The following is a 26074-nucleotide window of genomic DNA, read 5'->3' as shown; positions in this document are numbered from 1 at the left end:
GCCTAGAACTCAGGAAAAATAATGTCAGATCCAAAATTTGTTCACCTACGCGTACACAGTGACTTTTCGATGGTGGATGGCCTATCTAAGGTGCCACCATTAGTAAAAAAAGTCGCTGAAATGGGTATGCCTGCTCTAGCACTTACCGACTTTACCAACCTTTGTGGCTTGGTTAAGTTTTACGGTACTGCCCATGGGTGTGGGGTTAAACCTATTATTGGTGCGGACTTCGTTATGCAGTCTCCAGAATTTGGTGACGAGTTAACAAAGTTGACAATACTGGCCACGGATAACAAGGGTTACAACAACCTTACTTTATTGATCTCGAAGGCCTATCTTCGTGGTCATGTACAGCATCAACCTGTTATTGATAAAGAGTGGCTGATTGAACATGCGGAAGGCCTGATTCTTTTATCGGGTGCAAAAGAAGGTGAGATTGGTAAAGCGTTGCTGAAAGGCAATAGAGAGTTGGTTGCAAGCAGCGTTGAGTTTTACAAAACACATTTCGCAGACCGTTTTTATCTGGAGCTCATTCGAACTGGACGTTCGGACGAAGAGTCTTATCTGCACTTTGCGCTGGAATTAGCCGAGCAAGAAGACTTACCTGTTGTCGCGACTAATGAAGTGGTCTTCATTTCCGAAGACTTGTTTGACGCTCATGAAATCCGTGTGGCGATTCACGACGGCTTTACCATGGTTGATCCACGTCGACCGAAAAACTACAGTCCACAACAGTACCTCCGTAGCGAAGAAGAGATGTGTGAGTTGTTCTCAGATATCCCTGAAGCATTGGAGAACAGTGTTGAGATCGCTAAGCGTTGTAACGTGACTGTACGTTTAGGGGAGTACTTCTTACCTAACTTCCCAACGGAAGGTTTAGCGATTGAAGACTTCCTGATCAAAAAATCAGAAGAAGGTCTTGAGCGACGTTTAGCATTCCTGTTTCCTGATGAAAAAGTCAGAGCTGAACGCAGGCCTGAATACGATGAGCGACTTAAAATCGAGCTAGAAGTAGTTAATAACATGGGTTTCCCAGGTTACTTCTTGATCGTAATGGAGTTCATCCAGTGGTCAAAAGATAACGATGTACCAGTAGGCCCAGGTCGTGGTTCTGGTGCTGGTTCTTTGGTGGCTTACGCACTTGATATCACCGATCTTGATCCACTTGAATATGACTTGCTGTTCGAACGTTTCTTGAACCCAGAACGTGTATCCATGCCCGATTTCGATATCGATTTCTGTATGGATAAACGTGACCAAGTTATTGACCACGTAGCTGAAATGTACGGTCGTGATGCCGTTTCTCAGATCATCACCTTCGGTACTATGGCGGCAAAAGCGGTAATCCGTGACGTTGGCCGTGTATTAGGCCACCCATTTGGCTTCGTTGACCGTATTTCTAAGCTAGTTCCGCCTGATCCGGGTATGACGCTAGAGAAAGCATTCCTCGCTGAGCCTGCATTGCCTGAACTCTACGACGGCGATGAAGAAGTTCGTGAGCTGATTGATAAATGTCGAATTCTAGAAGGTTGTACGCGAAACGCAGGTAAGCACGCGGGTGGTGTTGTAATCTCACCGACCACGATTACTGATTTTGCACCTATCTATGCCGATGCTGAAGGTAACTTCCCAGTAACGCAATTCGATAAGAATGACGTAGAAACTGCTGGCTTGGTTAAGTTTGATTTCTTGGGACTGCGTACACTGACGATCATTGACTGGGCACTAGGCCTAGTAAACCCTCGCTTAGCGAAAGAGGGGAAAGATCCGGTTCGTATCGAGTCGATTCCTCTGGATGATCAAGCGTCATTTAACTTATTACAAAATTCTGAAACGACGGCGGTATTCCAACTGGAATCCCGCGGTATGAAAGATCTGATCAAGCGTCTGCAACCCGACTGTTTTGAAGATATCATCGCATTGGTGGCCTTATTCCGTCCGGGCCCCCTACAATCAGGCATGGTAGATAACTTTATCGACCGTAAACATGGCCGAGAAGCTGTATCTTACCCTGATGAAAAGTGGCAACACGAATCGCTTAAAGAGACACTTGAACCTACGTATGGCATCATCCTGTATCAAGAACAGGTAATGCAAATCGCTCAGATCCTTGCGGGCTATACGCTTGGTGGAGCCGATATGCTGCGTCGTGCGATGGGTAAGAAAAAGCCTGAAGAGATGGCAAAACAGCGTGGTACCTTCAAAGAAGGTGCTGAAGCCAATGGTGTTGATGGCGAACTGTCCATGAAGATCTTTGACTTGGTAGAGAAGTTTGCGGGCTACGGCTTTAACAAATCTCACTCGGCTGCATACGCACTGGTTTCTTATCAAACGCTGTGGCTTAAAACCCACTACCCAGCGGAATTTATGGCGGCAGTAATGACCGCAGATATGGATAACACCGAAAAGGTTATTGGCCTTGTTGATGAGTGTTTCCGTATGAAGCTCAAGCTTCTTCCACCCGATATTAATTCCGGCTTATACCGCTTTAATGTCGATGAAGATGGCGCGATTGTTTATGGCATCGGTGCGATTAAAGGGGTTGGTGAAGGCCCAATTGAAGCCATCATCGAAGCGCGTAACAAAGGCGGTTACTTTAAAGATTTATTCGACTTCTGTGCACGTCTTGATCTGAAGAAGGTCAACAAGCGTGTTATTGAAAAGTTGATTCTATCCGGAGCCTTAGATAGATTAGGTCCTCACCGAGCGGCGATGATGGCATCATTGAAAGATGCGGTGAAGGCGGCGAGCCAACATCACCATGCAGAGTCGTTTGGTCAATCTGATATGTTTGGTGTTTTGACCGATGCTCCGGAAGAGGTTGAACACAAGTATACTCAAGTGCCTAAATGGCCTGAGAAGGTTTGGCTTGAAGGTGAACGCGAAACGCTTGGTTTGTATTTAACGGGTCACCCGGTGAATGCTTACATTAAAGAACTTGCGAAATACACCAGCTGTCGCTTGAAAGATGCGACGCCGACTCGTCGTGACCAATCCTTAACGATTGCAGGTTTGGTCATTGCGGCTAGGGTAATGACCACGAAGCGCGGAACTCGAATTGGTTTGATGACCCTCGACGACCGATCGGGGCGAATGGAAGTGATGTTGTTCTCGGATGCGCTCGATCGCTACGCTGAATTGCTCGAAAAAGATAAAATAGTGGTCGTTTCTGGACAGGTCAGCTTTGATGATTTCAATGGTGGGCTTAAAATGTCCGCGCGCGAGGTCATGGACTTAGGAAGCGCCCGTGAGAAATATGCTCGTGGAGTGTCGATATCTATCGAGCAATCCCAAATTAATGGTCAATTTTTTGAACGCTTTAGTCAAATCTTAGAACCTTATAGAGCAGGAACGGTCCCAGTCAATGTATACTACCAGCGTGTCGACGCTAGAGCGCGGTTAACATTGGGCACAGAATGGCGTGTGACGCCAAGTGATACATTACTAGACGAATTAAAACAGCTGCTTGGAAATAGCCAAGTAGAACTCGAATTTAACTAAAATTTAGCTCCATGATTGTGGAGCTGAATCAACAAGGATTCATAGATGAGCCTGAACTTTCTAGAATTTGAAAAGCCTATCGCTGAACTTGAAGCAAAAATCGAAGCGCTACGTGACGTTTCACGTCACGGTGGTGACACAGCGGTAGATCTAGACAAAGAAATCGAACAACTAGAGAAAAAAAGCTTAGAGCTTAAACAGAAAATCTTTAGTGACTTAGGTGCATGGCAGGTAGCTCAACTTGCTCGTCACCCTCAACGTCCTTACACCAAAGATTACCTGGAGCATGCATTCACAGAGTTTGAAGAGATGGCGGGCGATCGCGCATACGCTGACGACAAAGCTATTGTGGGTGGTATGGCTCGTCTAAATGGCCGTCCTGTTATGGTTATTGGTCACCAGAAAGGTCGTGAGACTAAAGAGAAAGTGATCCGTAACTTTGGTATGCCAAAGCCAGAAGGTTACCGTAAGGCACTTCGCCTAATGGAAACGGCTGAGCGCTTCAACATGCCTATCATTACCTTTATCGACACAGCGGGTGCTTACCCAGGTGTTGGTGCTGAAGAGCGCGGTCAATCTGAAGCTATCGCTAAGAACCTAAAAGTGATGGCTGGCCTTTCAGTTCCGGTTATCTGTAACGTTGTAGGTGAAGGCGGTTCTGGTGGTGCACTAGCGATTGGTGTTGGTGATTACGTGAACATGCTTCAGTACTCTACGTACTCAGTAATCTCTCCAGAAGGTTGTGCTTCAATCTTATGGCGCGATTCAGATAAAGCACCACAAGCTGCTGAAGCGATGGGCCTAGTTGCTCCTCGCCTTAAAGAGCTTGAGCTTATCGATGAAATCATCCCTGAGCCTCTAGGTGGCGCGCACCGCGATCCAATACAGACAGCTCAGAACATGAAAGACATGTTAGTTAAGCAGTTAGAAGAGTTAGAGCAATTTGATAACGAAGCACTTCTAGAGCGTCGTTACCAGCGTCTAATGAGCTACGGTTACTGCTGATAAGCGACCTTAGCAAGGTATAAGACTTGCTTTCCGTAACAAGTTGATGAAAGGGTTGGACTCAGTGCCAACCCTTTTTTATTATTAAAACATTCTCCTTTCTCATTAGTACACACGGCTCACTTAACCCCATGACTCACTTAATCGAAACTTTTACCTCTGCATTTCAACAAAGCGAGCTCGAACCTCGTCGGTTAGTCGTTGCTTTCAGTGGTGGTGTCGATTCACGAGTGTTGTTGGAATTGGCTGCGCAATACGCTAAATCCCATCACATTGAGTGCTGTGCGGTACACGTTCATCACGGTCTAAGTAAGAATGCTGATCTTTGGGCTGAGCAATGCCAAACATGGTGTGATGTGTCGTCGGTTCCTTTAGCCATCGAGCGAGTATCTCTAGATATTAACAGCGGAGAAAGCGTTGAAAAGCTGGCTCGAGATGCTCGTTATGATTCGCTTAAGAAGCACCTTAGTTTTGGTGATGTTCTAATTACAGGCCAACACATTGATGACCAACTTGAAACTTTTTTGTTGGCGTTAAAACGTGGCAGTGGCCCGAAAGGACTTTCTTCAATGGCTCAAGTGATGCCGTTTGGAGAAGCTATCATTGTTCGCCCTCTGCTGTCTGTGACTAGAACTGGTATTGAAGAGTCTGCGCGTGATATGGGCTTAGCTTGGGTGGAAGATGAGAGTAATCAGGATCTGCGCTTTGACCGAAATTTCATTCGTCATCAAGTCACTCCGACGTTGACAGAGCGTTGGCCTAGCTTTCGAGAGTCAGTTAGCCGAAGCGCTCAATTATGCGCAGAACAAGAGTCGCTACTCGACGAACTACTTGGGTCTCACTTACAGCAAGCTTTGGGGGGCAGTAACAGTAAGAGCCTAAAAATAGAAGCCTTATCTCAGCATTCTGATTTACTGCGCGCACGCTTGCTAAGAATGTGGTTGAGCCATTGCAATCAACCGATGCCGAGCCAAAAGCAGCTAAAACTTATATGGGTTGAGGTAGCCTGCGCTCAGGCAGATGCCAATCCTAAGTTGGTGTTGAATGAGGTTGAGATTAGGCGCTTTAATAATCAGCTCTATTTGGTACAAGACACCAAAGACTTGTCGAACTGGCAAAGTGATATCTCAATGGAAGATAGCTTAGTTCTGCCTGATGGTTTAGGGGAACTACACTTAACTTCAGCGGTGAGTGATGGTGTATCTAACCACAGTGAGGCGCAACGTTTTAGTCTCAACAAAATGAGCGGAACACTGCGAGTGACCTTTAACCCTGAGGGATTGTCGGCTCACCCGGTTGGTCGTGGTCATAGTCGAAAACTCAAAAAGCTTTTTCAGGAATACCAAGTACCCAGTTGGTTAAGACGTAGAACGCCGATATTAATGGATGGCGATCGAGTGATCGCTGTTCTAGGCTTATTCGTAGATAAAAACTACGAAGGTCAAGATTGTGAAGCGCTTTGGAGCAAGTAGAAAAAGTTTGTGTCACAATTCTACGTCACTTAAATAAAAATAATTAATGGAATATGCAATGAAGAAAATTACACTAGGGTTAGTTCTTGGACTTGGGGTATTGAGTGGTAACGCTCTGGCGGGTGATGTTGCTGCAGGTCAAGCAAAAGCGGCAATCTGTGCGGCTTGTCATGGCGCAGACGGTATCGCAATGATCCCAGGATATCCAAACCTTAAAGGCCAAAACGAGCAATACATCGCTTCATCAATTAAGGCCTATAAGAGCGGCCAGCGCACCGGCGGTTTGGCCGCTGTAATGCAGGCTCAAGCTTCTATGCTGAGTGATGAAGACATCGCAAATCTAGCCGCTTACTACGCAAGCCTTAAGTAATACCTTCTCAAAGCGCTGATTAAACAAGATGATAAATTTCGAGCCAGAGCTTTAATGCTCTGGCTTTTTTCATTGAATGTTTACTATAGCTAACCGATAATGAGCCATTCGCACAGTTTAAGGGATGAACATGAAAAAGATTGAAGCCATTATCAAGCCATTCAAACTTGATGATGTACGTGAAGCACTTGCAGAAGTGGGTATTACGGGTATGACAGTATCTGAAGTTAAAGGCTTTGGACGTCAGAAAGGTCATACTGAGCTATACCGCGGCGCAGAGTACATGGTCGATTTTTTACCTAAAGTGAAATTGGAAATTGTTGTGACCGACGAAGTGGCTGACCAATGTGTTGATACCATTATCGAAACGGCTCAAACTGGTAAAATTGGTGACGGTAAGATCTTCATTACTGAAGTTGAACGTGTGGTACGTATTCGTACCGGCGAAGAAGACGAAGACGCCGTATAAAAAACTATTACCCTAAAAGGAGCGTTTATCGCTCCTTTTTCATTTCTGGTAGGGTGCTGTATGTTTAAGAAAACCATCATTGTTATCTCGCTATTGATAACGCTTGCTGTCGTTAGTTTTCATTTTATCTTCGTGATCCCGAATAAACCCAACTTGATCACTTCTTCTGGAAATACGAGCAACGATATTTACAGCTGCTACCAAAACTCTGCCCCGAAAGCGATTGATGTGTCTGATGGCCTAGACATTACCGTGTGGAATATCTATAAGCAAAACCGAAATAATTGGCAAAGTGAGTTAAATAAGCTGTCAGCCGATAGCGATTTAGTTTTGCTGCAAGAAGCGAGTATGACAGAAGGGCTTCGCCAATGGGTAACGAGTGGTCAATGGGGAAGTACTCGTGTGAATGCATTTGAAGCCTTTGAACAAAGTGCGGGTGTACTCAACTTAGCCACCCATTTACCGATTGAAGCTTGTGCTTTTACTCATGAAGAACCTTGGCTTCAATTGCCTAAATCCGCACTTTGGTCTCGCTACTTGCTAAGTAATGGCGAAGAACTGGCTGTGATTAATATCCATGCGGTGAACTTTACCTTTGGTACGGAAGATTACGAGGCTCAGCTCAAGAGCTTAACCGACAATCTCCAAAAGTATCGTGGGCCTGTTATTTTTGCTGGGGATTTTAATAGCTGGAGTGAAGCTCGCTTTACTGTATTGAAAGATGCGTTGGAACAGGTAGGTTTGACGGAAGTTGCTTTTGAGCCAGATAACAGAACTCAGTTCATTACAGGGCTGGTGCTCGATCATGTGTTCTATCGAGGGCTAGATGTAGAAAAAGCAAAAGCGCCCATTACGGACGCTTCTGATCATAACCCTATGCGAGTGACCTTTAAGGCTAGATAGTAACAAGCCAATGGCAATTAACTATTCGCACAGTGGTTACTTTTAATAATTAGCTAATGAAACAAATAGGCTAGTGAGTATTCTCTAGCCTTTATTTTATCGACTCAAGCTTAGAATATTAAAATATAGAGAGCCCAGATTAGGTAGTAACCAACCCATGGCAAGCCAGAGATGACCAGTGCTTGCCCACGCTCAAACTCAGTCCACGTTAATACCGCGGCATAACCTAGTACGATGTACCAAGGTAACAACAGTGGTAATGAGCTCGCAAACTGCGACCACTCATTGGTAAGTGGTAACTTGATTAAGCCATTTATGCTGTTCAAATCAGCAGCGTAGTTCATCACATGTCCATGCTTAAGAATTAAGCTTGCGTAGCTTGCTACATCACCTAAAACGGCAGGGAATATCACAACCGATGCGGCTGCAAACCATCGCCAAAAGCTATGTTGGTGTTGGCTTGGCTTTGTTGCCAAGTTAAACCAAAATGCCAACAGAATGATGGTTAACGTACGGCCGAATACATCACTGATGATTTCACTCGCGAGTAGAGTATTACTGTCAAGTAACGCCAATTGGTCAGGGTTTGTTTGAGCCAGTTGCAGTGACAACTCAGCGCTTAACCATGCAAAATCTACATTCGAAAAATAGGCTCCCCAAAATAAGAATGGGCTGAGCATTAATACGACGTAGGGTTGCCATCCCCAAGCACTTCTTTGATAAAGCGCTAAGAAACAAGCTGTTGGTGAACGGAATATATCCAACAGCATGACGAGTGGGTTACTTGACGGGTTCATACACTTACCTTAGTTACATCAACATACAGCTTCAGTTTTTGTCCTGGCTGTAGGTATTTCTTGTTCTGCAAAGCGTTCCATTTTACAACATCTGTGCTTTTTACTTTGAACTTTGATGCAATACCGCTGACTGTGTCACCTGATCTTACGTTATAAAAGACAGTTCGGATGATGGCACCGTCTGAACTATTCTTCCAAATGACCAGTTCTTGACCAATTCTAAGCGTGTCGCGTGGTCCCATGCCATTCCACTTAGCCAGTGATTGGTGAGACACCTTATTTGCACGCGCAATCGTCCATAGGCTGTCACCACTTTTTACGGTATGGCTAAGCTTATATTGACCTCGACTCTTTGACTGTGTGCTTGCTAGGCGATTTGAAGCGCTTAGTGCGTATGTCTTGTCGTCTTTTGTTGATGTTGGAATAAATAGGTGCTGACCAACACGAATATTATTGTTGCTCAAACCGTTTGCTGAGCGGATCACTTTACTGGTGGTGTTATATTTGCTTGCGAGTACGCTAATGCTGTCACCAGACTGAACCTTGTAACGCACCAACTTCATGCCTTTGCCTTTATTGGCTGCCACTTCTTTGTTGAACTTCTCAACAGAGCCTAAAGGAAGCAATAATTGTTGGTGTTTCTCTGGTGCCGTTGCCCACTGGTTATAAGCTGGGTTGTAGCCTTGCAGTTCTTTGACAGGAATGCCGGCGTAGCTTGCGGCAATGGCTAAATCAAGTTGTTCACTTGGGTTAACCAGAGTCAGTACTGGCTTGTTCGGGATCGCAGGGATATCGATGCCATACTTTTCTTGGTTAGCAATCACGTCAGCCAGTGCAAGTAGCTTAGGTACATAGCTGCTGGTCTCTTTTGGCAAGTCTAGAGAGAAGAAGTCGATTGGCTTACCCAGCTTCTTGTTCTTACGGATTGCGCTGTTCACACGACCACCGCCACTGTTGTAGGCAGCGATTGCGTGTTGCCAGTTCCCATCAAAACGTTTGTTTAGGTCGGTCAAGAAATCCAATGCAGCGTCGGTTGAAGCGGCTACGTCACGGCGGCCATCGTACCAGAAGTTTTGTTCTAGTCCGTAAGCTTTGCCTGTGCCAGAAATAAATTGCCATAGACCTGCAGCGCTGCCATGAGAGTAGGCAAACGCATCGAAAGAACTTTCTACAACTGGCAACAATGCCAATTCTAGTGGTAAGCCTTTTTCTTCAATCTTAGTTGTGATCAGATAAAGGAAAGGTTCAGCGCGTTTTGATACGGTTTTTAGATGACCAGGGTGCTTGAGGTACCAAGTGCGGTAGTAGTCGACTTTCTTTTGGTCAGGCACTTCCATTTCAAGTTGCATCGCAATACGTTTCCAAACATCTTGTTGTGTTTGTGGAGTAACGACGGGTGTTTCAACTTTTGGTTCTTCTCGGGTCGTTCCCGGTGAAACGTTCGCTTGAGAAACTTCTTTAGTAGGGGAGGTGTTGGTTTGCTCGGAAGCTTGGTCTGGATTCTCTGACTGAGTTAATTGGCAACCAGAAAGTAGTAGTACCAAAGCCCAGCTGTACTTAACTCGCATGTTACAGCCTTTTTAATAAACGGCCGATGATAATACTTGCCACTCCCTATGAGTGACAAGCCTGTATTTGTTAAAATTCGTTCTTCCACGCACGTAAAGCGGTAAAAACCGATAAAGGATCGGTCTGCTCGGTACGATTAGATACTGATTTCACTACACTTGGTTCTGTGTAGCGTAAGAAGGGGTTAACAAACTTTTCTTGTCTTAAATTTGTAGGGATGGTCGACTTATTTTGAGCTCGAAGCCGATTCACTTGGTCGCGGTATTGTTGCAAATGTTGGTTGTCAGGCTCAACAGCCAGTGCAAAAGCGATATTGGCTGCCGTGTATTCATGAGCACAGTAAACCTCGGTTTCTTGTGGGAGCGCTGTGATCTTGTTCAATGCATCAAACATCTGCTGTGGTGTGCCTTCCATGATTCGCCCACAACCAGCTGAAAACAGTACATCGCCACAAAACAGTTTGGCATCACCAACATAACCAATGTGCCCAGCGGTGTGCCCACTAAGTCCTAGCACGAGGAATACTTCGCCAAACAGCTCTAATTGGTCACCGTCATCAACGGGATGCGTTAAGGTTGGGATAGGTTCATTTTTGGGGCCAACGACATCCACGCCAGGGAATTGTCTTACCAGCTCTGGCACGCCACCAATGTGATCGTGGTGGTGGTGCGTAATCAAGATCGCATCTAAAGTTAGCTCATGGTGTGCTAAGTACTCTAATACTGGAGCTGCATCACCAGGGTCGACGACAGCACAACGGCGATCGCTATTTTGAATCAGCCAGATGTAATTGTCGTTAAATGCAGGTATGCTTTTGATATGTAACATTATTGGTTCTCCAGTCACTTTTAGTGAGACAGAATAAGTGAGATAGATTATTGATGAAGCCAGCGCGTAGCAGAAAGAAGTTTGAGCGTCCTTACACTTGGGCACAGTTGCACAATGGGGACTGGTTGAGAGAATCAATTCAAACTCGACTCGATGAGTGGTGTCCAAAGCTTTTTGGTTACCACATGCTCAAGCTCGGCGGCCTCAGTAGTGAGATTTCTAGCTGCACATGCAACATTCAACATCAAGTAAACCTAGATATCCAGAACCCATTACATAATGTGATAGCGGATGGCTATAATTTGCCCTTTTTGGAGAAAAGCTTTGATGTTGTGGTGCTGAGTCATCGGTTAGATTATAGCAACGACCCACACCGACTATTGAGAGAAGTCGATCGAGTGATGATGGACGATGGCTATATCATTATCACCGGCTTTAACCCAATCAGTGTCACTGGGCTTGCCAGTTTGATGCCTTGGCGAAAGAACAGCTTGCCATGGAGTGGGCGTATGTATACGCCAAACCGAATTAAAGATTGGCTAGGCGTACTTAATTATGAAGTGATTCATTGTGACACCTACGCACTGTTCCCTATGAGTAAATACCAAGCGATGTGGACGTGGTTGGAGAACAGCTTAGGCAGCTGCGCATCGTTCGCTGGTAGCCAATACTTTATTGTTGCTCGTAAGCGTACTTATCCGCTTAAACCGATTAAGCCTCATTGGCACCTGAAACGCCGTTTTTCTCCGGTTGGAGCCAGTTTTAGAACGAATACGCGTCGCACCTTGGACTCCGCTAAAACTTCGTATCCGTTAAAAACAGAAAAAGCCGACTCGTAGTCGGCTTTTCATCTATCTGTCTGTTTAAGAAACTATAAATCTGTTTCTGAAATCTACATCTCATTTCAAAAGGTGATTAGCTTGGTTGATAGCCCGTATCTTCTTGAGTCGGGTTTTCAGCTGCACTTCGAGCTAAATCATCACACATTTCATTTTCTCGGTGCCCCGCGTGCCCCTTAACCCAGCGCCAATCAACGCTATGGCGCGCCGTCTCTTTGTCGAGCCTTTGCCACAAGTCTGCGTTTTTAACTGGTTTCTTATCAGCTGTTTTCCAGTCACGTTTTTTCCAGTTGTGAATCCATTGGGTGATACCTTGACGCACGTATTGGCTATCTGTGGTTAGAATGACAGAGCAAGGCTCTTTGAGGGCTTGGAGAGCCACAACAGCGGCGAGCATTTCCATGCGGTTATTGGTGGTCAGGGTGAAACCTTCGGCTAACGTCTTCTCGACTTTTTTGTAGCGAAGTACGATGCCGTAGCCGCCGGGACCTGGGTTGCCTAAACAAGAACCATCAGTGAAAATTTCAACTTGTTTCGTCATGATTTGATACTATTACCTCAAGCACATTATCGGCATAGTCTGACACAGTTATCCTTATGAATACCAGTAGCACTCCAGAACAAAACACGAACGAAAAAAACAGTTCGAATGAAAACAAACGCATCGTTGTACTCGATACCGAAACCACCGGTATGAATACAGAAGGTGGCCCCCACTATATGGGGCATCGCATCGTTGAAATTGGTGCAGTAGAGATCATCAACCGTAGACTGACTGGGCGTCACTTTCACGTCTACATCAAGCCCGATCGTGCCATTCAAGAAGAGGCAATTGGCGTTCACGGTATTACCGATGAATTCTTGATTGATAAACCAGAATACCAAGACATACATAAAGAGTTTCTCGATTTTATTAAAGGTGCGGAGCTGGTGGCTCATAACGCCCCCTTCGATACGGGCTTTATGGATTATGAGTTTGAGAAGCTTAATCCAGCGATAGGTAAAACGGATGACTACTGTAAAGTTACCGATACCTTGGCGATGGCGAAGAAGATATTCCCAGGGAAAAGAAACAACCTAGATATCTTATGTGATCGTTATGGTATTGATAACTCGCATCGTACTCTTCACGGCGCATTGCTCGATGCGGAGATTCTAGCTGACGTCTATTTATTGATGACGGGTGGGCAAACTTCGTTGCAATTTAACGCTGGCCAACAAGAAGGCGAAGGCGAAAGCATACGAAGAGCAGAAAGTGGTCGAAAATCCCTAAAGGTTTTGCGAGCTACGGCCGATGAAGTAGAAGCGCATCAAAGTCGTTTAGACCTCGTCGAGAAAAGCGGAAGCTGCCTCTGGCGTCAGTAGGGAGAAAGTATGTTAAGGGTATTGGCTACCGGTTGTTTATTGCTGTTGAGCTTTGGCTTACACGCAGCAACAGAATCCGTAATGAGTTTATTGGATAATCGCTTTCGAGTTGATCCCAGTATCGAGCAAGTTACTTTTGTGATCTATCGAGCCGATAATTCTAAACCTGTCGTCTTGGTTCGTCCTGATGGCAAGAAGTACCACGCTTTGCGTCATGCAGATAATGTCCGTTGGTACCAAGAATCGTCAATGGATATTATCTCTATCGACAATCCGATGCCGGGTCCTTGGCAAGCGGTAGGTAAGGTCTCACCTAAAAATAATATCAAACTCTTATCTCATCTGGTTTTAGACGCCAATGAATTTCCAGATAAGTTGTATCAAACCGAACATATCAAATTTACTGCACGTTTGACTTCAGACGGTAAGCCGCTTGTGCTGCGTGACTTTCTTGACCGAGTGAAACTTAAAGTAACATTCACTAAGTTCGTCGAAAACGAAGAGTCCTTAGTGAGAGAGGCGCGGCCAATTCCGGTTGTTATGGGTGAATTTGCCGATGATGGTGTTGATCTTGACGAAAAATCTGGAGATGGTGTGTTCACCGTGTCGTTACCAATGGATATTGAGCCTGGTAAATATCGAGCTCGAATTACTTCTGGTAATGGTGTGTTCCTGCGCGCGCAAGAGCAAGAGGTCTTGGTCTACCCAACGCCAATCACGACCACCTTCATTCAGTCTCGTAAAGAAGGCTTATCTCATACCGTCGTGGCGTCTGGTGAGCTAGGTATGATAGCACCAAGTTCTTTAGCAGCTCATATTGAGTATAAAGCTCCTGATGGGTATGTGATGTATAAGCAAGGCCAAGCAGAAGCTGATGCGATGAAAGTGTCTTTATCACTGCCTTATAATGATGATTTAGGCATTTATACTTGGTCGGGGATGATATACGCCACCGATGCGTCAAGTCAGCGTCCACTGATTTTCCCGATCACCGAGCAATCGTACAGTGTTGTTCAAGAGATAGATTTAGCTGAATCTCGACGTCTTCAAGAAGAGGCTCTTGCTAAACAGAAGCGTATTGCTGAGAAATTAATGATTCTTCAAAAAAGAGAAGATGACAGGCAGCGCAGCATAATGATTATAGCGGTAGGGAATGTGGCTGCGATTTTATTGGGCTTACTGATTTGGTTTGTAATACGTAAAATCACAGCGAAGAAGAGAGCGCTACCTGAGATGCAGCTCAAGGCGCCTAAGTAACTCGTCTGTATCTCTAGAGTTGTCTTGAGATTGTTGTCTTGAGTGAGTAAACGTCGGGACAACAAACCTCGAGAGACTAAACTTAGATAGAGCAAGCCTCGACAGAGTAAGTATTAAAATTTGTGACAATGAAGAGATGAATAAAAAAACGGGACTCATAGGAGTCCCGTTTTTGTTTCTTTCTCTGACCTTAAGCGACGTTATCAATCGATTGGTCTGGGTACTGAGTCTTTGCTGCAAGTTCCTCTGGTGAGAAGTCATCAACGTTAATTGTGTACAGTCTATGTTCCTCTGCACTTTCCAATAACGCGGCTTCTTTCTCCGTTAAGATACCTTTCTCGAGCCCCAACTGAGCAACAAGATCGAGTCGTAAGAAAGCACGTTTTTGATGCGTTTCTTTGCAGACTTTATCGAACAGAGGTTCAGCTTGAAGAATCACTTCTAACGCTTTTTCAATCTTGCCTACTGGATTGTATTCCGTTGCTTCTAAGTATTGGCCACGGCCGATACGAGAGCGTGTTTCACTTGGTGTTTGTAGAATGTGCGCGACTTGGCTATCCAGCTTGTCGTTTGGTGCACGACGGATACGGCCAAATGGCATTAACACAACACGAAGTAGACGACCAATCACAGGGTTAGGGAAGTTCGCTAAGAACTCATCAATCGCGACTTCAGTTTGACGTAAGCTATCTTGCATACCCCAATGGACTAATGGGAGATCTTCAGCATGGCTACCTTCGCTTTCAAAGCGCTTAAGTGTTGCTGACCCTAAGTAGAGTTGACTCAGGATATCACCCAGCCTTGCAGATAGGCGCTCTTTGCGTTTCAGTGAACCGCCTAGAACTGCCATTGAAATATCAGACAGCAGCGCTAAGTTAGCACTGTAGCGGTTCAGCTGTTGGTAGTAACGCTGTGTCTGCTTATCCGTTTTATTGGATGGTGTTGGTGCATCTGAACCACGACCGTCGGTTAAACCAAACCACAAGCTGCGGACTAGATTACTCATAGTAAAGCTAACGTGCCCAGCTAATGCTGAATCAAATTTATCAAGTGCATCGCTACTTTCAGAATAAGCCGCTTCCATTTCGCTTAGAACATAAGGATGGCAGCGAATCGCACCTTGACCATAGATGATCATTGAACGAGTCAGGATGTTTGCGCCTTCAACCGTAATCGCAATTGGTGAGCCTTGATAAGCACGAGCGAGGAAGTTTGATGGACCTAAGCAGATGCCCTTACCGCCGACGATATCCATCGCATCGATGATGCTGCGTTGGCCACGGTGAGTACAGTGGTACTTCACAATTGCTGAGATAACCGAAGGCTTTTCGCCAAGATCGATACCTGCAACCGTTAGGTTACTTGCCGCATCCATTACGTAGGCATTACCTGCTAGGCGTGCAAGCGGCTCTTCAACTCCTTCCATTCGACCAATAGGTTGTTTGAACTGGCGACGAATACGAGCGTAAGCACCGGTTGCCAGTGCAGCCGATTTAATGCCGCCCGTTGAGTTTGAAGGCAGTGTGATACCACGACCAACCGATAGACACTCAACCAGCATACGCCAGCCTTGTCCTGCCATTTTTTGACCACCAATGATGAAATCGATAGGCACGAAGATGTCATCACCTTGAGTCGGACCATTTTGGAAAGGCACGTTAAGTGGGAAGTGGCGGTTGCCAATCTCTACGCCTTTTAAATCGGTAGGGATAAGGGCACAGGTGATGCCAAGATCTTGTTTGTCACCAAGCAGACCTTCTGGGTCTCTCAGTTTAAAGGCCAAGCCTAAAACGGTCGCGACAGGCGCTAGAGTGATGTAACGTTTGTTCCAAGTTAGGCGCATGCCCAATACTTCTTCGCCTTGCCATTGACCTTTACACACCACACCGTAATCTGGAATTGAGCCTGCGTCTGAGCCTGCTTCTGGACTGGTCAGTGCGAAACAAGGGATCTCTTTACCTTCGGCTAGGCGAGGTAGGTAGTGGTTTCTTTGTTCTTCTGTGCCATAGTGTTGCAATAGCTCACCGGGACCTAACGAATTAGGGACGCCAACGGTTGAGGATAATACGCTAGAAACACCCGTTAGCTTCTGTAGAACTAACGACTGAGCGTAAGCTGAGAACTCTAAACCGCCATACTTTTTCTTGATGATCATAGCGAAGAATTTATGGTCTTTCAGGTATTGCCATACTTCTGGTGGTAAATCGGCAAGTTCATGTGTCACTTGGTAATCATTAACCATTTCACACACGGTATTCACTGGGCCATCTAAAAACGCTTGCTCAGCTTCAGAAAGTTTCGGATCGGCAATGTTCTGAAGCTTCTTCCACTCAGGCTTGCCTTTGAACAGCTCTGCTTCCCACCATACTGTGCCTGCTTCTAATGCCTCTTTTTCCGTCTGAGACATTGCAGGTAAAACCTTCTTAAACAAAGAGAGTGCTTTTTGGCTAATGAGGGTTTGACGAATTGTTGGTATAGCAAAGATCGCAATGGCCAATAGATAACAAAGCCAACCAGTGACTGCCACGCTGCCAAACAGGGTTAATGCTACCATTGCGCCAGTTAACACGATTAACGCACGGACCAGACTAACTCTATGGTAAAGACAGACGCCTAAGATGGCTGTCATGCCGAGTAGGGAGAGCAATATGTTCATGATCGATTTCCTTTTCAGAGATCACTTATTGTTATTAAGTTTAGGTAAGAGGTCTAACCAGTCAAGTGTAAACAAAATATTAAATATTTGTAAAACTACAAAGTGAATAAAAAGTGATCTCAATAGAGTTAAAGTTCTAATTGTGAGAGGTTGGTGGCGAATATTTGGACGGATCGGCAATGAGAGGTTAATAAAGGTGGCAATCTTTGGGCTTAAGTGTCGACACTATTTCATGTTTGTGGGTAAACTCAGTTATAAAGAGGGGAAAACCCTCAATTCTCATTTCACGCACTTTAAGTTGCGTCAAAAAACATAAGAGATAAGCCAAATGTACCAAGACCTAATCAAAAGTGAATTGAACGAAGCTGCTGACGTTCTGAACAAGTTCTTGAGTGATGACCATAACATTGCTCAAATTGAAGCTGCTGCAAAAATGATTGCAGATTCATTCAAGCAAGAGGGCAAAGTGCTTTCTTGTGGTAACGGTGGTTCACACTGTGATGCAATGCATTTCGCGGAAGAGCTAACAGGCCGATACCGTGAAAATCGTCCAGGCTTTGCTGGTATTGCGATTTCAGATCCGAGTCATCTGTCTTGTGTGAGTAACGACTTCGGCTACGATCACGTATTTTCTCGTTATGTAGAAGCCGTAGGTCGTAAAGGCGATGTGTTGTTTGGTTTGTCGACTTCAGGTAACTCTGGCAACATTCTAAAAGCGATTGAAGCTGCTCAAGCGAAAGGCATGAAAACCATCGCCCTAACAGGTAAAGATGGCGGTAAAATGGCAGGTTGTGCTGATATCGAAATCCGAGTACCACACTTTGGCTACGCTGACCGCATCCAAGAGATTCACATTAAGATCATCCACATTGTGATTCAGCTTGTTGAAAAAGAAATGGAATAATAGTTTTACAGATATTTGGAGCCTAGGTTTGTGGCTCCATTGGTTTTAATAGGGAGTAGATTAAACCATGTGTGAATTGCTCGGTATGAGCGCGAATGTGCCAACTGATATTTGTTTTAGCTTTACTGGCCTTATGCAGCGTGGAGGCAACACTGGTCCACATCGTGATGGTTGGGGTATTACTTTCTATGAGGGAAAGGGCTTTCGTACATTTAAAGATCCTAATCCTAGCTGTGAATCTAAGATCGCTGAATTGGTTCAAAACTACCCAATTAAGAGCCAAGCTGTTGTCAGTCATATCCGTCAAGCCAACCGTGGTGGCGTTAATCTAGAAAATACTCACCCTTTCACTCGTGAGCTTTGGGGACGATACTGGACCTTTGCTCACAATGGTCAACTAACGGATTATGATGATCTGATTAGTGGTCGATTCAGACCTGTCGGTGAGACGGACAGCGAACTCTCTTTCTGCTGGTTGTTGAAACAACTTGAAGACCGTTTTCCTGAACCTCCTCAAGATATGGAAGGTATGTTTCGCTTTGTCGCTGAGTGCTGTGACCAGCTACGAGAGAAAGGTGTTTTCAATATGCTGCTCAGTGACGGTGAGTACGTGATGAACTACTGTACGAACCATTTATACTGGATAACAAGACGCGCTCCTTTTGGTAACGCGAGCCTGATTGATGAAGATGTTGAGATTAACTTCCAAGAAGAAACTACGCCCAACGATGTGGTAACCGTCGTCGCAACTCAGCCTCTAACAGACAATGAAGAGTGGTTTAGAATGAAACCGGGTGAGTACGCACTGTTTCATTTTGGTGAGCTGATCGGCAACAACCACCAAGCGTTGGAAGATGTCGCTTATGCTCCGAAGAAGGTGGCAAGCCAAGCGCCAACTGAGCCATTGATCTAAACGTCTCGAATAGTATTAGTTTCAACCGTATAAAAGAAAGGCCGCTTACTGAACTAATTAATCAGTAAGCGGCCTTTTTTGATTTGATTTGATTTGATTTAGTTTCTGACGAATTACTCTTCTGCGTAACCGTGTGTACCTAATGTTTCACCGTCTAAGACAGCCTTCCCGTTTACCATCGATAAACGATCTTCAGCAAACCATTTACAAACCATAGGGTAAATACAGTGCTCTTGAGTCAGTACTCGGCTTGCTAACATGTCAGCATCATCATCTTCAAATACCGGCACCTTGGCTTGCAAGATTACAGGGCCACCATCAAGTTCTTCGGTAACAAAGTGGACGCTTGTACCGTGCTCTTTGTCTTGTGCATCAATGGCACGCTGGTGGGTGTGTAGGCCTGGGTATTTAGGTAACAGGGAAGGGTGGATGTTGATCATTTTACCGGCATAGTGACGAACAAATTCTGAACTCAAGATACGCATGTATCCCGCAAGTACGATTAAATCGGGTTGGTAAGCATCGATCTGAATCATCAATTCATGATCGAACTCTTCACGTGAACCATAGTTTTTTGGGTTCACAGAATGTGCGTCAACACCCGCGGTTTTCGCTCGCTCTAAACCAAAAGCTTCTGCTTTATTTGAGAAGACAGCTTTAACTGAAGCATCAATCATATTGCTCTCGCAGGCGTCCAAAATTGCTTGCAAGTTACTTCCGCTTCCTGAGACTAAAACGACGATGTTTTTCTTAGTGTGACTGTTATTCATAGAATGGCTGTTTTTCATAGAGTGGGTCATGCGATTGATTAACTGAACTGTTTACAATGTACCTACATAAACTAAGGTTTTCTGTGGGCCAAATAGCAAAATGAGGACCATAAGGTCCTCATTGATTAACTAAGTAAGTGAGCGTATCACTTATTTGATTTCAACTTGCTCTTCGCCAGCTTCAGCGTTTGCGATCTCACCGATAACCCAAGCGTTTTCGCCTTCGGCTTTCAGCAGTTCAACAGCAGCGTCTGCTTGATCTTTAGGTAGAGCAACAACTAGGCCTACACCACAGTTGAAAGTGCGGTACATTTCAAATGTCTCCACGTTACCTTTCTCTTGTAGCCAGTTGAAGATAGCAGGCCATTCCCAGCTCTTGCCATCAATCACTGCTTTAGTACCTTCAGGAAGTACGCGTGGGATGTTTTCCCAGAAACCACCACCTGTGATGTGCGAGATAGCATGAATGTCATGCTCTGCAATCATCTTAAGTGCCGATTTGATGTAAATCTTAGTTGGTTCTAGTAGGTGTTCACCGATAGTGCGACCTTCTAGCTCTTCACTCTTATCAGCACCAGAAACTTCTAGAACTTTACGAATCAAAGAGTAACCATTTGAGTGTGGACCACTTGAGCCTACAGCGATAAGTGCGTCGCCTGCAGCTACTTTAGTACCGTCGATGATGTCAGCTTTTTCTACAACACCAACACAGAAGCCAGCTACATCGTAGTCATCACCTTCGTACATACCTGGCATTTCAGCCGTTTCACCGCCGATCAGTGCACAACCAGCTTGAACACAGCCTTCAGCAATACCAGAAACAACACCTGCTGCTGTATCTACATCTAGCTTACCTGTTGCGTAGTAGTCTAGGAAGAATAGCGGCTCACCACCTTGAACGATTAAGTCGTTCACACACATTGCCACTAGGTCGATACCAATGGTGTCGTGTTTTTTCAGATCCAAAGCAAGGCGAAGTTTAGTACCAACACCATCAGTACCTGAAACAAGTACTGGCTCTTTGTATTTCGTTGGAAGTTCACATAGGGCGCCAAAGCCACCAATACCGCCCATTACTTCAGGGCGACGAGTGCGTTTAACAGCACCTTTAATACGGTCTACTAGTGCATTACCTGCGTCGATATCAACACCAGCGTCTTTGTAGCTTAGAGAAGAAGTATTACCACTCACGGGATAGTCCTCGAACTTAAGTTGGATGTGAAAACGGCGCTATTCTAACAGGGCTTGATTACCAAGAGCAAACGTTTGCGCGGTTTTTTTTATTAGAATAAAGATTCTGAAATAACCCCACAGTTCGTGTATAATCTACAGGTTTGTTTAAATATTGCCGGAGTTGGAAATGAAAGTTGTTGAAGTGAAACACCCGCTAGTAAAACATAAAATTGGCCTGATGCGTGAAGGTGACATTAGTACTAAGCGTTTTCGTGAGCTAGCGACAGAAGTGGGTAGCCTTCTAACATACGAAGCGACATCAGACTTTGAAACTGAACGTGTAACTATTGATGGTTGGAACGGCCCAGTAGAAGTTGACCAAATTAAAGGTAAAAAGGTAACAGTAGTGCCAATCCTACGTGCAGGTCTAGGCATGATGGATGGTGTTTTAGAGCATATGCCAAGTGCTCGAATCAGTGTCGTGGGTATCTACCGTGACGAAGAAACATTAGAGCCTGTACCATACTTCAACAAGCTAGCATCTAACATTGATGAGCGTATTGCTCTAGTGGTTGATCCAATGTTAGCAACTGGCGGCTCTATGATTGCAACTCTTGACCTTCTTAAAGAGCAAGGCTGTAAAGTATTTAAAGTACTGGTACTTGTTGCTGCCCCAGAGGGTATCGCTGCACTAGAAAAAGCGCACCCAGATGTTGAGCTTTACACTGCTGCAATCGATGAGAAGCTAAACGACAAGGGCTACATTGTTCCTGGTCTTGGCGATGCTGGTGATAAGATCTTCGGTACTAAGTAGTTCGGTTTCAGCTTAAGTGAATTTAAACAGTCTCTTAACTCGCTGAATTAACCGTATTAATAAAAAAGGAGAGCATTCGATGCTCTCCTTTTTTGATCTTGTTAGGTTGTGATTCTTTTGAATCTCCCCTTACCGATTTATTAATCGATTTGAGCTTTATCTACTACAGTGTTATCGCCTAACTCTTCTGGAAGAACTAGGTTTAGCAGAATTGCCACGATGCCGCATAAGCTTACACCTTGTAGACTAAAGTCACCGATGCCAAATGCCATGCCGCCAATACCGAAGACTAAAGTAATACCAACAATCACGAGGTTACGTGATTTGTGTAGGTCGACTTTGTTCTGAATTAGGGTGTTTAGGCCAACTGTTGCGATTGAACCAAACAGCAGGATCATGATGCCTCCCATCACAGGAACAGGAATCGTTTGTAATAGAGCGCCTAGCTTGCCTACTAGAGCCAGAACAATCGCTGTTACCGCTGCCCAAGTCATGATCACTGGGTTGAATGCTTTAGTCAGCATTACAGCCCCCGTTACTTCACTGTAGGTTGTATTTGGTGGCGCGCCCAACATAGAAGCAGCAATTGTTGCCACACCGTCACCAGTAATTGTGCGGTGTAAGCCTGGCTTCTTAAGGTAGTCTTTACCGGTTACATTCGAAATAGCAAGCATGTCGCCCACGTGTTCAACAGCAGGTGCAATTGCTACAAATACCATAAAGAAGATAGCGTTGATGTTGAATTCTGGCGCTGTGAAGTTTGGTAGTGCTAACCAAGCGGCTTGAGCGACAGGGGTAAAATCAACGACGCCGTATACCAAGCTCGTTACGTAACCCGCAACAATACCACCGAAGATTGGCAGTAGCTTAAGGAAGCCTTTCGAGAACACACTGATGACAATCGTTACCAGTAATGAAATAGAAGAAATCCATAACGCGGCGTCTGCATCAATAAGTTGAACCGCGCCATCCCCCGTTTTACCTAGCGCCATGTTTACCGCAACAGGTGCAAGACCTAAGCCGATAACCATGATTACAGGGCCAACCACGACTGGGGGAAGCAGTTTATGGATGAAGGCGACACCACGTACTTTAATCAATGCACCCATTAATACATACACAACACCAGCAGCCATAAGGCCGCCCATGGTTGCACCAACACCCCAAGTTTGAATGCCGAACATGATAGGTGCGATGAATGCAAAAGAAGACGCTAAGAAGATTGGCACTGAACGGCGTGTAATAAGTTGGAATAAAAGGGTACCGATACCTGCACCAAAGAGCGCTACGTTTGGATCTAGGCCTGTCAGCAGGGGCACCAATACAAGTGCACCAAAAGCGACAAATAGCATTTGCGCACCTTGCAAAGCATTTTTCATGTTATGTCCTTAAATGGTCTTTATATGAAAAGTGAAAATAAAAATTCGCGGGATTCTATCACTTGGCAATCGGTTGCTATGTCGGGTAGATCAAATTTATTTATATTAGTGATGTTTATCTCTAACAAAATAAGAAAAATTTAGTTTACAAGTGAACGATTTATCATGGTTAGGTGATATTTTGTGGTTATTAAACGCAGTGGGCGCTATCGACCTTGCCCCTCAATCCATAGTTGCTTATCATCAAGGCACAAGCTTTGAATATTAGGATCAATATGCGCTACATAGCATTGTTGTTGATGGGACTATTAGCCTCTCCGAGTTATGCCCTAACTCAAGTAGATATCTTTAGTGCTGAAGTTGCGATTAACGCTGAAGACAAACAACCAGAACAAGTGGCAAGAAATACTGGCATGGAGCAGGTATTGATACGTGCGACTGGCCAAACGGATGTCGCTTCGAATGAGACGATTCAAAAGGCGATGCGTAAGAGTGCGCAGTACATGTCTCAAATGAGTTTTGGCGAAAGCAATGACCAATCAACATTGCGCATGCGTTTTAACGGTGCCCAAATCCGTTCACTACTGACTCAAGCACAATTACCGTACTGGCCTGATACTCGCTCAAATATCCTTGTTTGGCTGGTGGAAGAACAGAACTACGACAAGAATATTGTATGGGAACACTCCAACTCACAATTAGCGGCAGGTTTACAAACCAATGCAAAAGAGCGCGGTTTGCCTTTGATGTTTCCTGTTGGTGATTTTGACGATGTAACGGGAGTGGCTACCTCGGATTTGTGGGGTAGCTTTGTCACACCGATTAGCAATGCGAGTCAACGTTACCCTGTTGATGCAGTTTTGGTGATTAAGGCGCAGTCTTCTGGATTACGCTGGACTTTGTATGACCAAAAACCAAACCAACTGACGAGCGCACCAACATCACCGGTAACGGGTTCGCTATCGGGTAACAGTGCAACGACTTCTAAGAAACTGGTTGATCAAATCAGCAATTACTACGCGGGAAAGAGTGCTGTTGTTGTAGCAAGTGAATCATCAGAGTCGATTTTAACGCAGTTTATCAGTTTGAATAATGCTCAAGACTTCTTCCAATTGGAGAATGCACTTAAGCGTCTAAACTCAGTAGCAAGCTTAGATATCCTACAAATTCAAAATAATGAAGTGACGTTCCGAATTCATTTGTTATCAACTCAACAAGAGTTTGAACAAGAAGTGGAAAGCATTCGCCAAGTCGCGAAGGTTGAAGAATCTTACATTGAACCTGAAGTGAGCCCGGAATTTGAAGCGCAAGACAACACTATGTCTGTAGGTGATGATTCAGTAAGCGCTGTTGATGCTGAAGGCGAGGGAAGTGAAACTGACTCAAGCGTTCAAGTGATTAAAGGCAGTGAGCTATCTACAGGTGCTGAGCTAACAAGTACGACTGACGTGATGCTAGACGAATCTGGTGAAGAAGAACTCACCATCACGGCACCAGTGCACGCTAAACCAAGTTTGGTATATGAGTGGGTTCGTTAGTGATCGTCTAACGACATGACTGATTGAAATGAAATCATAAAAAAAGCCCTGCAAGATAAGTCTCGCAGGGCTTTTTGTTTATCTAGTAGTCAGTTTAAAAGCCTTTCAGTTTAAAAACATGGAATCAATATTATTGCTCGAACTTGGCTTTCTCTTTCTTTTCTACTTCCGAAAGGCGTTTAAGTTTGATGCCTAATTCTTTGGCTCTAAAACGAGTAAATAAAATATTGCCCGCAAAGCCTAGAGTCGTCAGAAGCAGTTCTACAGCCGCTAATAAGCGCTCCCCACCGTCTACATACATAATAGTTAACGCGTGTAGGAAGTAGAGCATTAAAACAAAGTTCGCCCAAGCATGAGTATAAGGCTTACCTGCTAAAATTCCCGGTAATGGAAGTAACAGCGGTATAGCCCAAGCAATCGCCAGGGTTACATTGCTTAGATGCGGGTGCGGTGAAAGTGTCATCTGCCAAGCAACGACCCAGAATAAAAGCGACAAGTTGCCCGCTAAAGCAAGGTAGCGAAATAGCTTGGTTTTAGGAGACATAGCCTTATCTGGCATATACATCATTGAGAAATTCCCTTCTGGTTTAACGCAATGCGCGCTAGGCGTTTACCTAGATTTTGCGCTAACTCCATCTCTTCTTTGCTAAGCGAAGCGCTTTCTCCGGTACTGCTTGCACCGTAAGGTGTGCCACCGGTTTGAGTCGTGTGCAGTGCAGGCTCTGAGTAGGGGATGCCCACGACTAACATGCCGTGATGAAGCAGGGGCAACATCATGCTTTGCTGTGTGGTCTCTTGTCCGCCATGCAACGATGAAGAAGAGGTAAAGACACAAGCTGGCTTATCGATCAGATCGCCATTAATCCACAGTGATGTTGTGCTGTCCCAAAAATGCTTCATAGGCCCAGCCATGTTACCAAACCATACTGGGCTACCTAGTGCTAAACCATCGCAAGAACGGAGCTCTTGTAAGGTCGCAATAGGATCTGTTGGTTGATAGCGCGAATCCGGCTGCTCTTCTACCGTATACACGTTGTTCACCGTTCTTAGCATGGCTTCGCAGTTCGGGATGGATTCCACCCCTCGAGCGATTTGCCTTGCTAGCGCTTGGGTGTTGCCGTGTCGACTATAGTAGAGAACAAGAATGTTGATGCTCATATTGGATTACAGAATCTCTAGTACTTGTTCTGGTGGACGACCAATTTTTGCCTTGTTGTTCGCGACAACCACTGGGCGTTCAAACAGTTTTGGATTCGTTGCCATCGCAGCGAAAAGATCTTCATCAGTCACTGATGCGTCACCAAGGTTCGCTTCTTTGTAATCCGCTTCTTTGGTACGCATCATGTCGCGAACACTCTCAAAACCAAGCTGAGTGAAAAGCACTTTCAGCTGTTCAACAGTCAAAGGCGCATCTAGGTATTTGATCACCTCTGGCTGTACGCCGTTTGCTTCAAGCAGTTCGAGAGTTTGACGGCTCTTTGAGCAGCGCGGGTTATGATAAATCACGACAGACATGGTTCTTCCTCATTATTATTTTTGATTTAATCGTTCA

General features: G+C 45.0%; 24 protein-coding genes. 13 read left to right on the top strand and 11 right to left on the bottom strand.

The genetic code is table 11. The features are described from left to right. The first annotated feature begins 21 nt into the window (after positions 1-21). From dnaE to K08M4_RS11125, 6 genes are all read left to right on the top strand, one after another. The gene (gene dnaE / locus K08M4_RS11150) at positions 22-3501 is read left to right on the top strand and encodes a DNA polymerase III subunit alpha (RefSeq protein ID WP_086049906.1); all 3480 of its coding nucleotides are present in this window, start codon (positions 22-24) and stop codon (positions 3499-3501) included. A gap of 45 nt (positions 3502-3546) precedes the next feature. Continuing rightward, positions 3547-4506: an acetyl-CoA carboxylase carboxyl transferase subunit alpha gene (gene accA / locus K08M4_RS11145; protein ID WP_009847403.1), complete on the top strand. Its 960-nt coding sequence runs from the start codon at positions 3547-3549 to the stop codon at positions 4504-4506. 131 nt (positions 4507-4637) lie between these two features. Then, positions 4638-5978, top strand: a complete 1341-nt coding sequence (tilS, locus tag K08M4_RS11140; protein ID WP_086049905.1) for a tRNA lysidine(34) synthetase TilS — start codon at positions 4638-4640, stop codon at positions 5976-5978. Positions 5979-6024: 46 nt separating this feature from the next. Continuing rightward, positions 6025-6348: a c-type cytochrome gene (locus K08M4_RS11135; protein WP_435532554.1), complete on the top strand. Its 324-nt coding sequence runs from the start codon at positions 6025-6027 to the stop codon at positions 6346-6348. Positions 6349-6478: 130 nt separating this feature from the next. Then, the gene (gene glnB / locus K08M4_RS11130) at positions 6479-6817 is read left to right on the top strand and encodes a nitrogen regulatory protein P-II (RefSeq protein WP_017063373.1); all 339 of its coding nucleotides are present in this window, start codon (positions 6479-6481) and stop codon (positions 6815-6817) included. A gap of 60 nt (positions 6818-6877) precedes the next feature. Continuing rightward, positions 6878-7720, top strand: coding sequence for an endonuclease/exonuclease/phosphatase family protein (locus K08M4_RS11125; RefSeq protein WP_086049903.1), 843 nt, complete (start codon positions 6878-6880; stop codon positions 7718-7720). Between the two features lie 110 nt (positions 7721-7830). Here K08M4_RS11125 and K08M4_RS11120 read toward each other — a convergent pair whose 3' ends face one another. The 3 genes from K08M4_RS11120 to gloB form a co-directional block, all read right to left on the bottom strand. Continuing rightward, positions 7831-8517, bottom strand: coding sequence for a YIP1 family protein (locus tag K08M4_RS11120; protein WP_086049902.1), 687 nt, complete (start codon positions 8515-8517; stop codon positions 7831-7833). Next, a complete protein-coding gene (locus K08M4_RS11115; protein WP_086049901.1) occupies positions 8514-10085 on the bottom strand; it encodes a LysM peptidoglycan-binding domain-containing protein in 1572 nt (523 codons plus the stop codon). Before K08M4_RS11115 ends, K08M4_RS11120 begins: the two co-directional genes overlap by 4 nt. Positions 10086-10155: 70 nt before the next feature. Next, positions 10156-10914 carry a hydroxyacylglutathione hydrolase gene (gene gloB, locus K08M4_RS11110; RefSeq protein WP_009847396.1) on the bottom strand — a complete coding sequence of 253 codons (759 nt, stop codon included), beginning with the start codon at positions 10912-10914 and terminating at the stop codon, positions 10156-10158. Positions 10915-10967: 53 nt separating this feature from the next. Here gloB and K08M4_RS11105 point away from each other — a divergent pair, with 53 nt between their 5' ends. Further along, on the top strand, positions 10968-11753 hold the full coding sequence (locus tag K08M4_RS11105) for a class I SAM-dependent methyltransferase (RefSeq protein ID WP_086049900.1): 786 nt from the start codon (positions 10968-10970) through the stop codon (positions 11751-11753). 76 nt (positions 11754-11829) lie between these two features. On the opposite strand, the gene rnhA is transcribed toward K08M4_RS11105, so the two are convergent. Next, complete coding sequence (gene rnhA / locus K08M4_RS11100) at positions 11830-12294, bottom strand: ribonuclease HI (RefSeq protein ID WP_009847394.1); 465 nt, start codon at positions 12292-12294, stop codon at positions 11830-11832. Between the two features lie 56 nt (positions 12295-12350). Between rnhA and dnaQ the strand changes: the two genes are divergently transcribed. Both dnaQ and K08M4_RS11090 read left to right on the top strand, forming a co-directional pair. Next, positions 12351-13118 (top strand): DNA polymerase III subunit epsilon, encoded by a 768-nt coding sequence (gene dnaQ / locus K08M4_RS11095; RefSeq protein WP_198299290.1) that lies wholly within the window; start codon positions 12351-12353, stop codon positions 13116-13118. Between the two features lie 9 nt (positions 13119-13127). After that, complete coding sequence (locus tag K08M4_RS11090; RefSeq protein WP_086049899.1) at positions 13128-14375, top strand: TIGR03503 family protein; 1248 nt, start codon at positions 13128-13130, stop codon at positions 14373-14375. A gap of 190 nt (positions 14376-14565) precedes the next feature. On the opposite strand, the gene fadE is transcribed toward K08M4_RS11090, so the two are convergent. Further along, positions 14566-17031, bottom strand: coding sequence for an acyl-CoA dehydrogenase FadE (gene fadE, locus K08M4_RS11085; protein WP_086049898.1), 2466 nt, complete (start codon positions 17029-17031; stop codon positions 14566-14568). Between the two features lie 328 nt (positions 17032-17359). Here fadE and lpcA point away from each other — a divergent pair, with 328 nt between their 5' ends. Together lpcA and K08M4_RS11075 are read left to right on the top strand one after the other, a co-directional pair. Next, a complete protein-coding gene (gene lpcA / locus K08M4_RS11080) occupies positions 17360-17935 on the top strand; it encodes a D-sedoheptulose 7-phosphate isomerase (RefSeq protein WP_009847390.1) in 576 nt (191 codons plus the stop codon). A 67-nt stretch (positions 17936-18002) separates the two neighbouring features. After that, positions 18003-18848, top strand: a complete 846-nt coding sequence (locus K08M4_RS11075; protein WP_086049897.1) for a class II glutamine amidotransferase — start codon at positions 18003-18005, stop codon at positions 18846-18848. A gap of 113 nt (positions 18849-18961) precedes the next feature. On the opposite strand, the gene purN is transcribed toward K08M4_RS11075, so the two are convergent. Then, complete coding sequence (gene purN, locus K08M4_RS11070; protein WP_198299289.1) at positions 18962-19648, bottom strand: phosphoribosylglycinamide formyltransferase; 687 nt, start codon at positions 19646-19648, stop codon at positions 18962-18964. Between the two features lie 120 nt (positions 19649-19768). Further along, positions 19769-20809 (bottom strand): phosphoribosylformylglycinamidine cyclo-ligase, encoded by a 1041-nt coding sequence (gene purM, locus K08M4_RS11065; RefSeq protein WP_086049896.1) that lies wholly within the window; start codon positions 20807-20809, stop codon positions 19769-19771. A gap of 169 nt (positions 20810-20978) precedes the next feature. On the opposite strand from purM, the gene upp reads away from it, so the two are divergent. Then, on the top strand, positions 20979-21605 hold the full coding sequence (gene upp, locus K08M4_RS11060; RefSeq protein WP_009847387.1) for a uracil phosphoribosyltransferase: 627 nt from the start codon (positions 20979-20981) through the stop codon (positions 21603-21605). A 140-nt stretch (positions 21606-21745) separates the two neighbouring features. Here the strand turns inward: upp and K08M4_RS11055 are convergent, their stop codons facing one another. Continuing rightward, positions 21746-22984: a uracil-xanthine permease family protein gene (locus K08M4_RS11055; protein ID WP_004734317.1), complete on the bottom strand. Its 1239-nt coding sequence runs from the start codon at positions 22982-22984 to the stop codon at positions 21746-21748. Between the two features lie 275 nt (positions 22985-23259). Between K08M4_RS11055 and K08M4_RS11050 the strand changes: the two genes are divergently transcribed. Continuing rightward, positions 23260-24522 (top strand): DUF2066 domain-containing protein, encoded by a 1263-nt coding sequence (locus K08M4_RS11050; protein WP_086049895.1) that lies wholly within the window; start codon positions 23260-23262, stop codon positions 24520-24522. A 130-nt stretch (positions 24523-24652) separates the two neighbouring features. On the opposite strand, the gene K08M4_RS11045 is transcribed toward K08M4_RS11050, so the two are convergent. From K08M4_RS11045 to arsC, 3 genes are read right to left on the bottom strand one after another with little or no spacing between them, the layout of a single operon-like run. Further along, on the bottom strand, positions 24653-25090 hold the full coding sequence (locus K08M4_RS11045) for a DUF2069 domain-containing protein (protein ID WP_086049894.1): 438 nt from the start codon (positions 25088-25090) through the stop codon (positions 24653-24655). Further along, positions 25087-25680, bottom strand: a complete 594-nt coding sequence (gene wrbA / locus K08M4_RS11040) for an NAD(P)H:quinone oxidoreductase (RefSeq protein WP_086049893.1) — start codon at positions 25678-25680, stop codon at positions 25087-25089. Before wrbA ends, K08M4_RS11045 begins: the two co-directional genes overlap by 4 nt. 6 nt (positions 25681-25686) lie before the next feature. Continuing rightward, positions 25687-26037, bottom strand: coding sequence for an arsenate reductase (glutaredoxin) (gene arsC / locus K08M4_RS11035; protein ID WP_009847383.1), 351 nt, complete (start codon positions 26035-26037; stop codon positions 25687-25689). Positions 26038-26074 lie beyond the last annotated feature (37 nt).

It is taken from the genome of Vibrio syngnathi, from assembly GCF_002119525.1.
Lineage (GTDB): Bacteria > Pseudomonadota > Gammaproteobacteria > Enterobacterales > Vibrionaceae > Vibrio > Vibrio syngnathi.
Note: the sequence above shows the minus strand (reverse complement) of the source record. Positions and strands in the feature narration are given on the sequence as shown.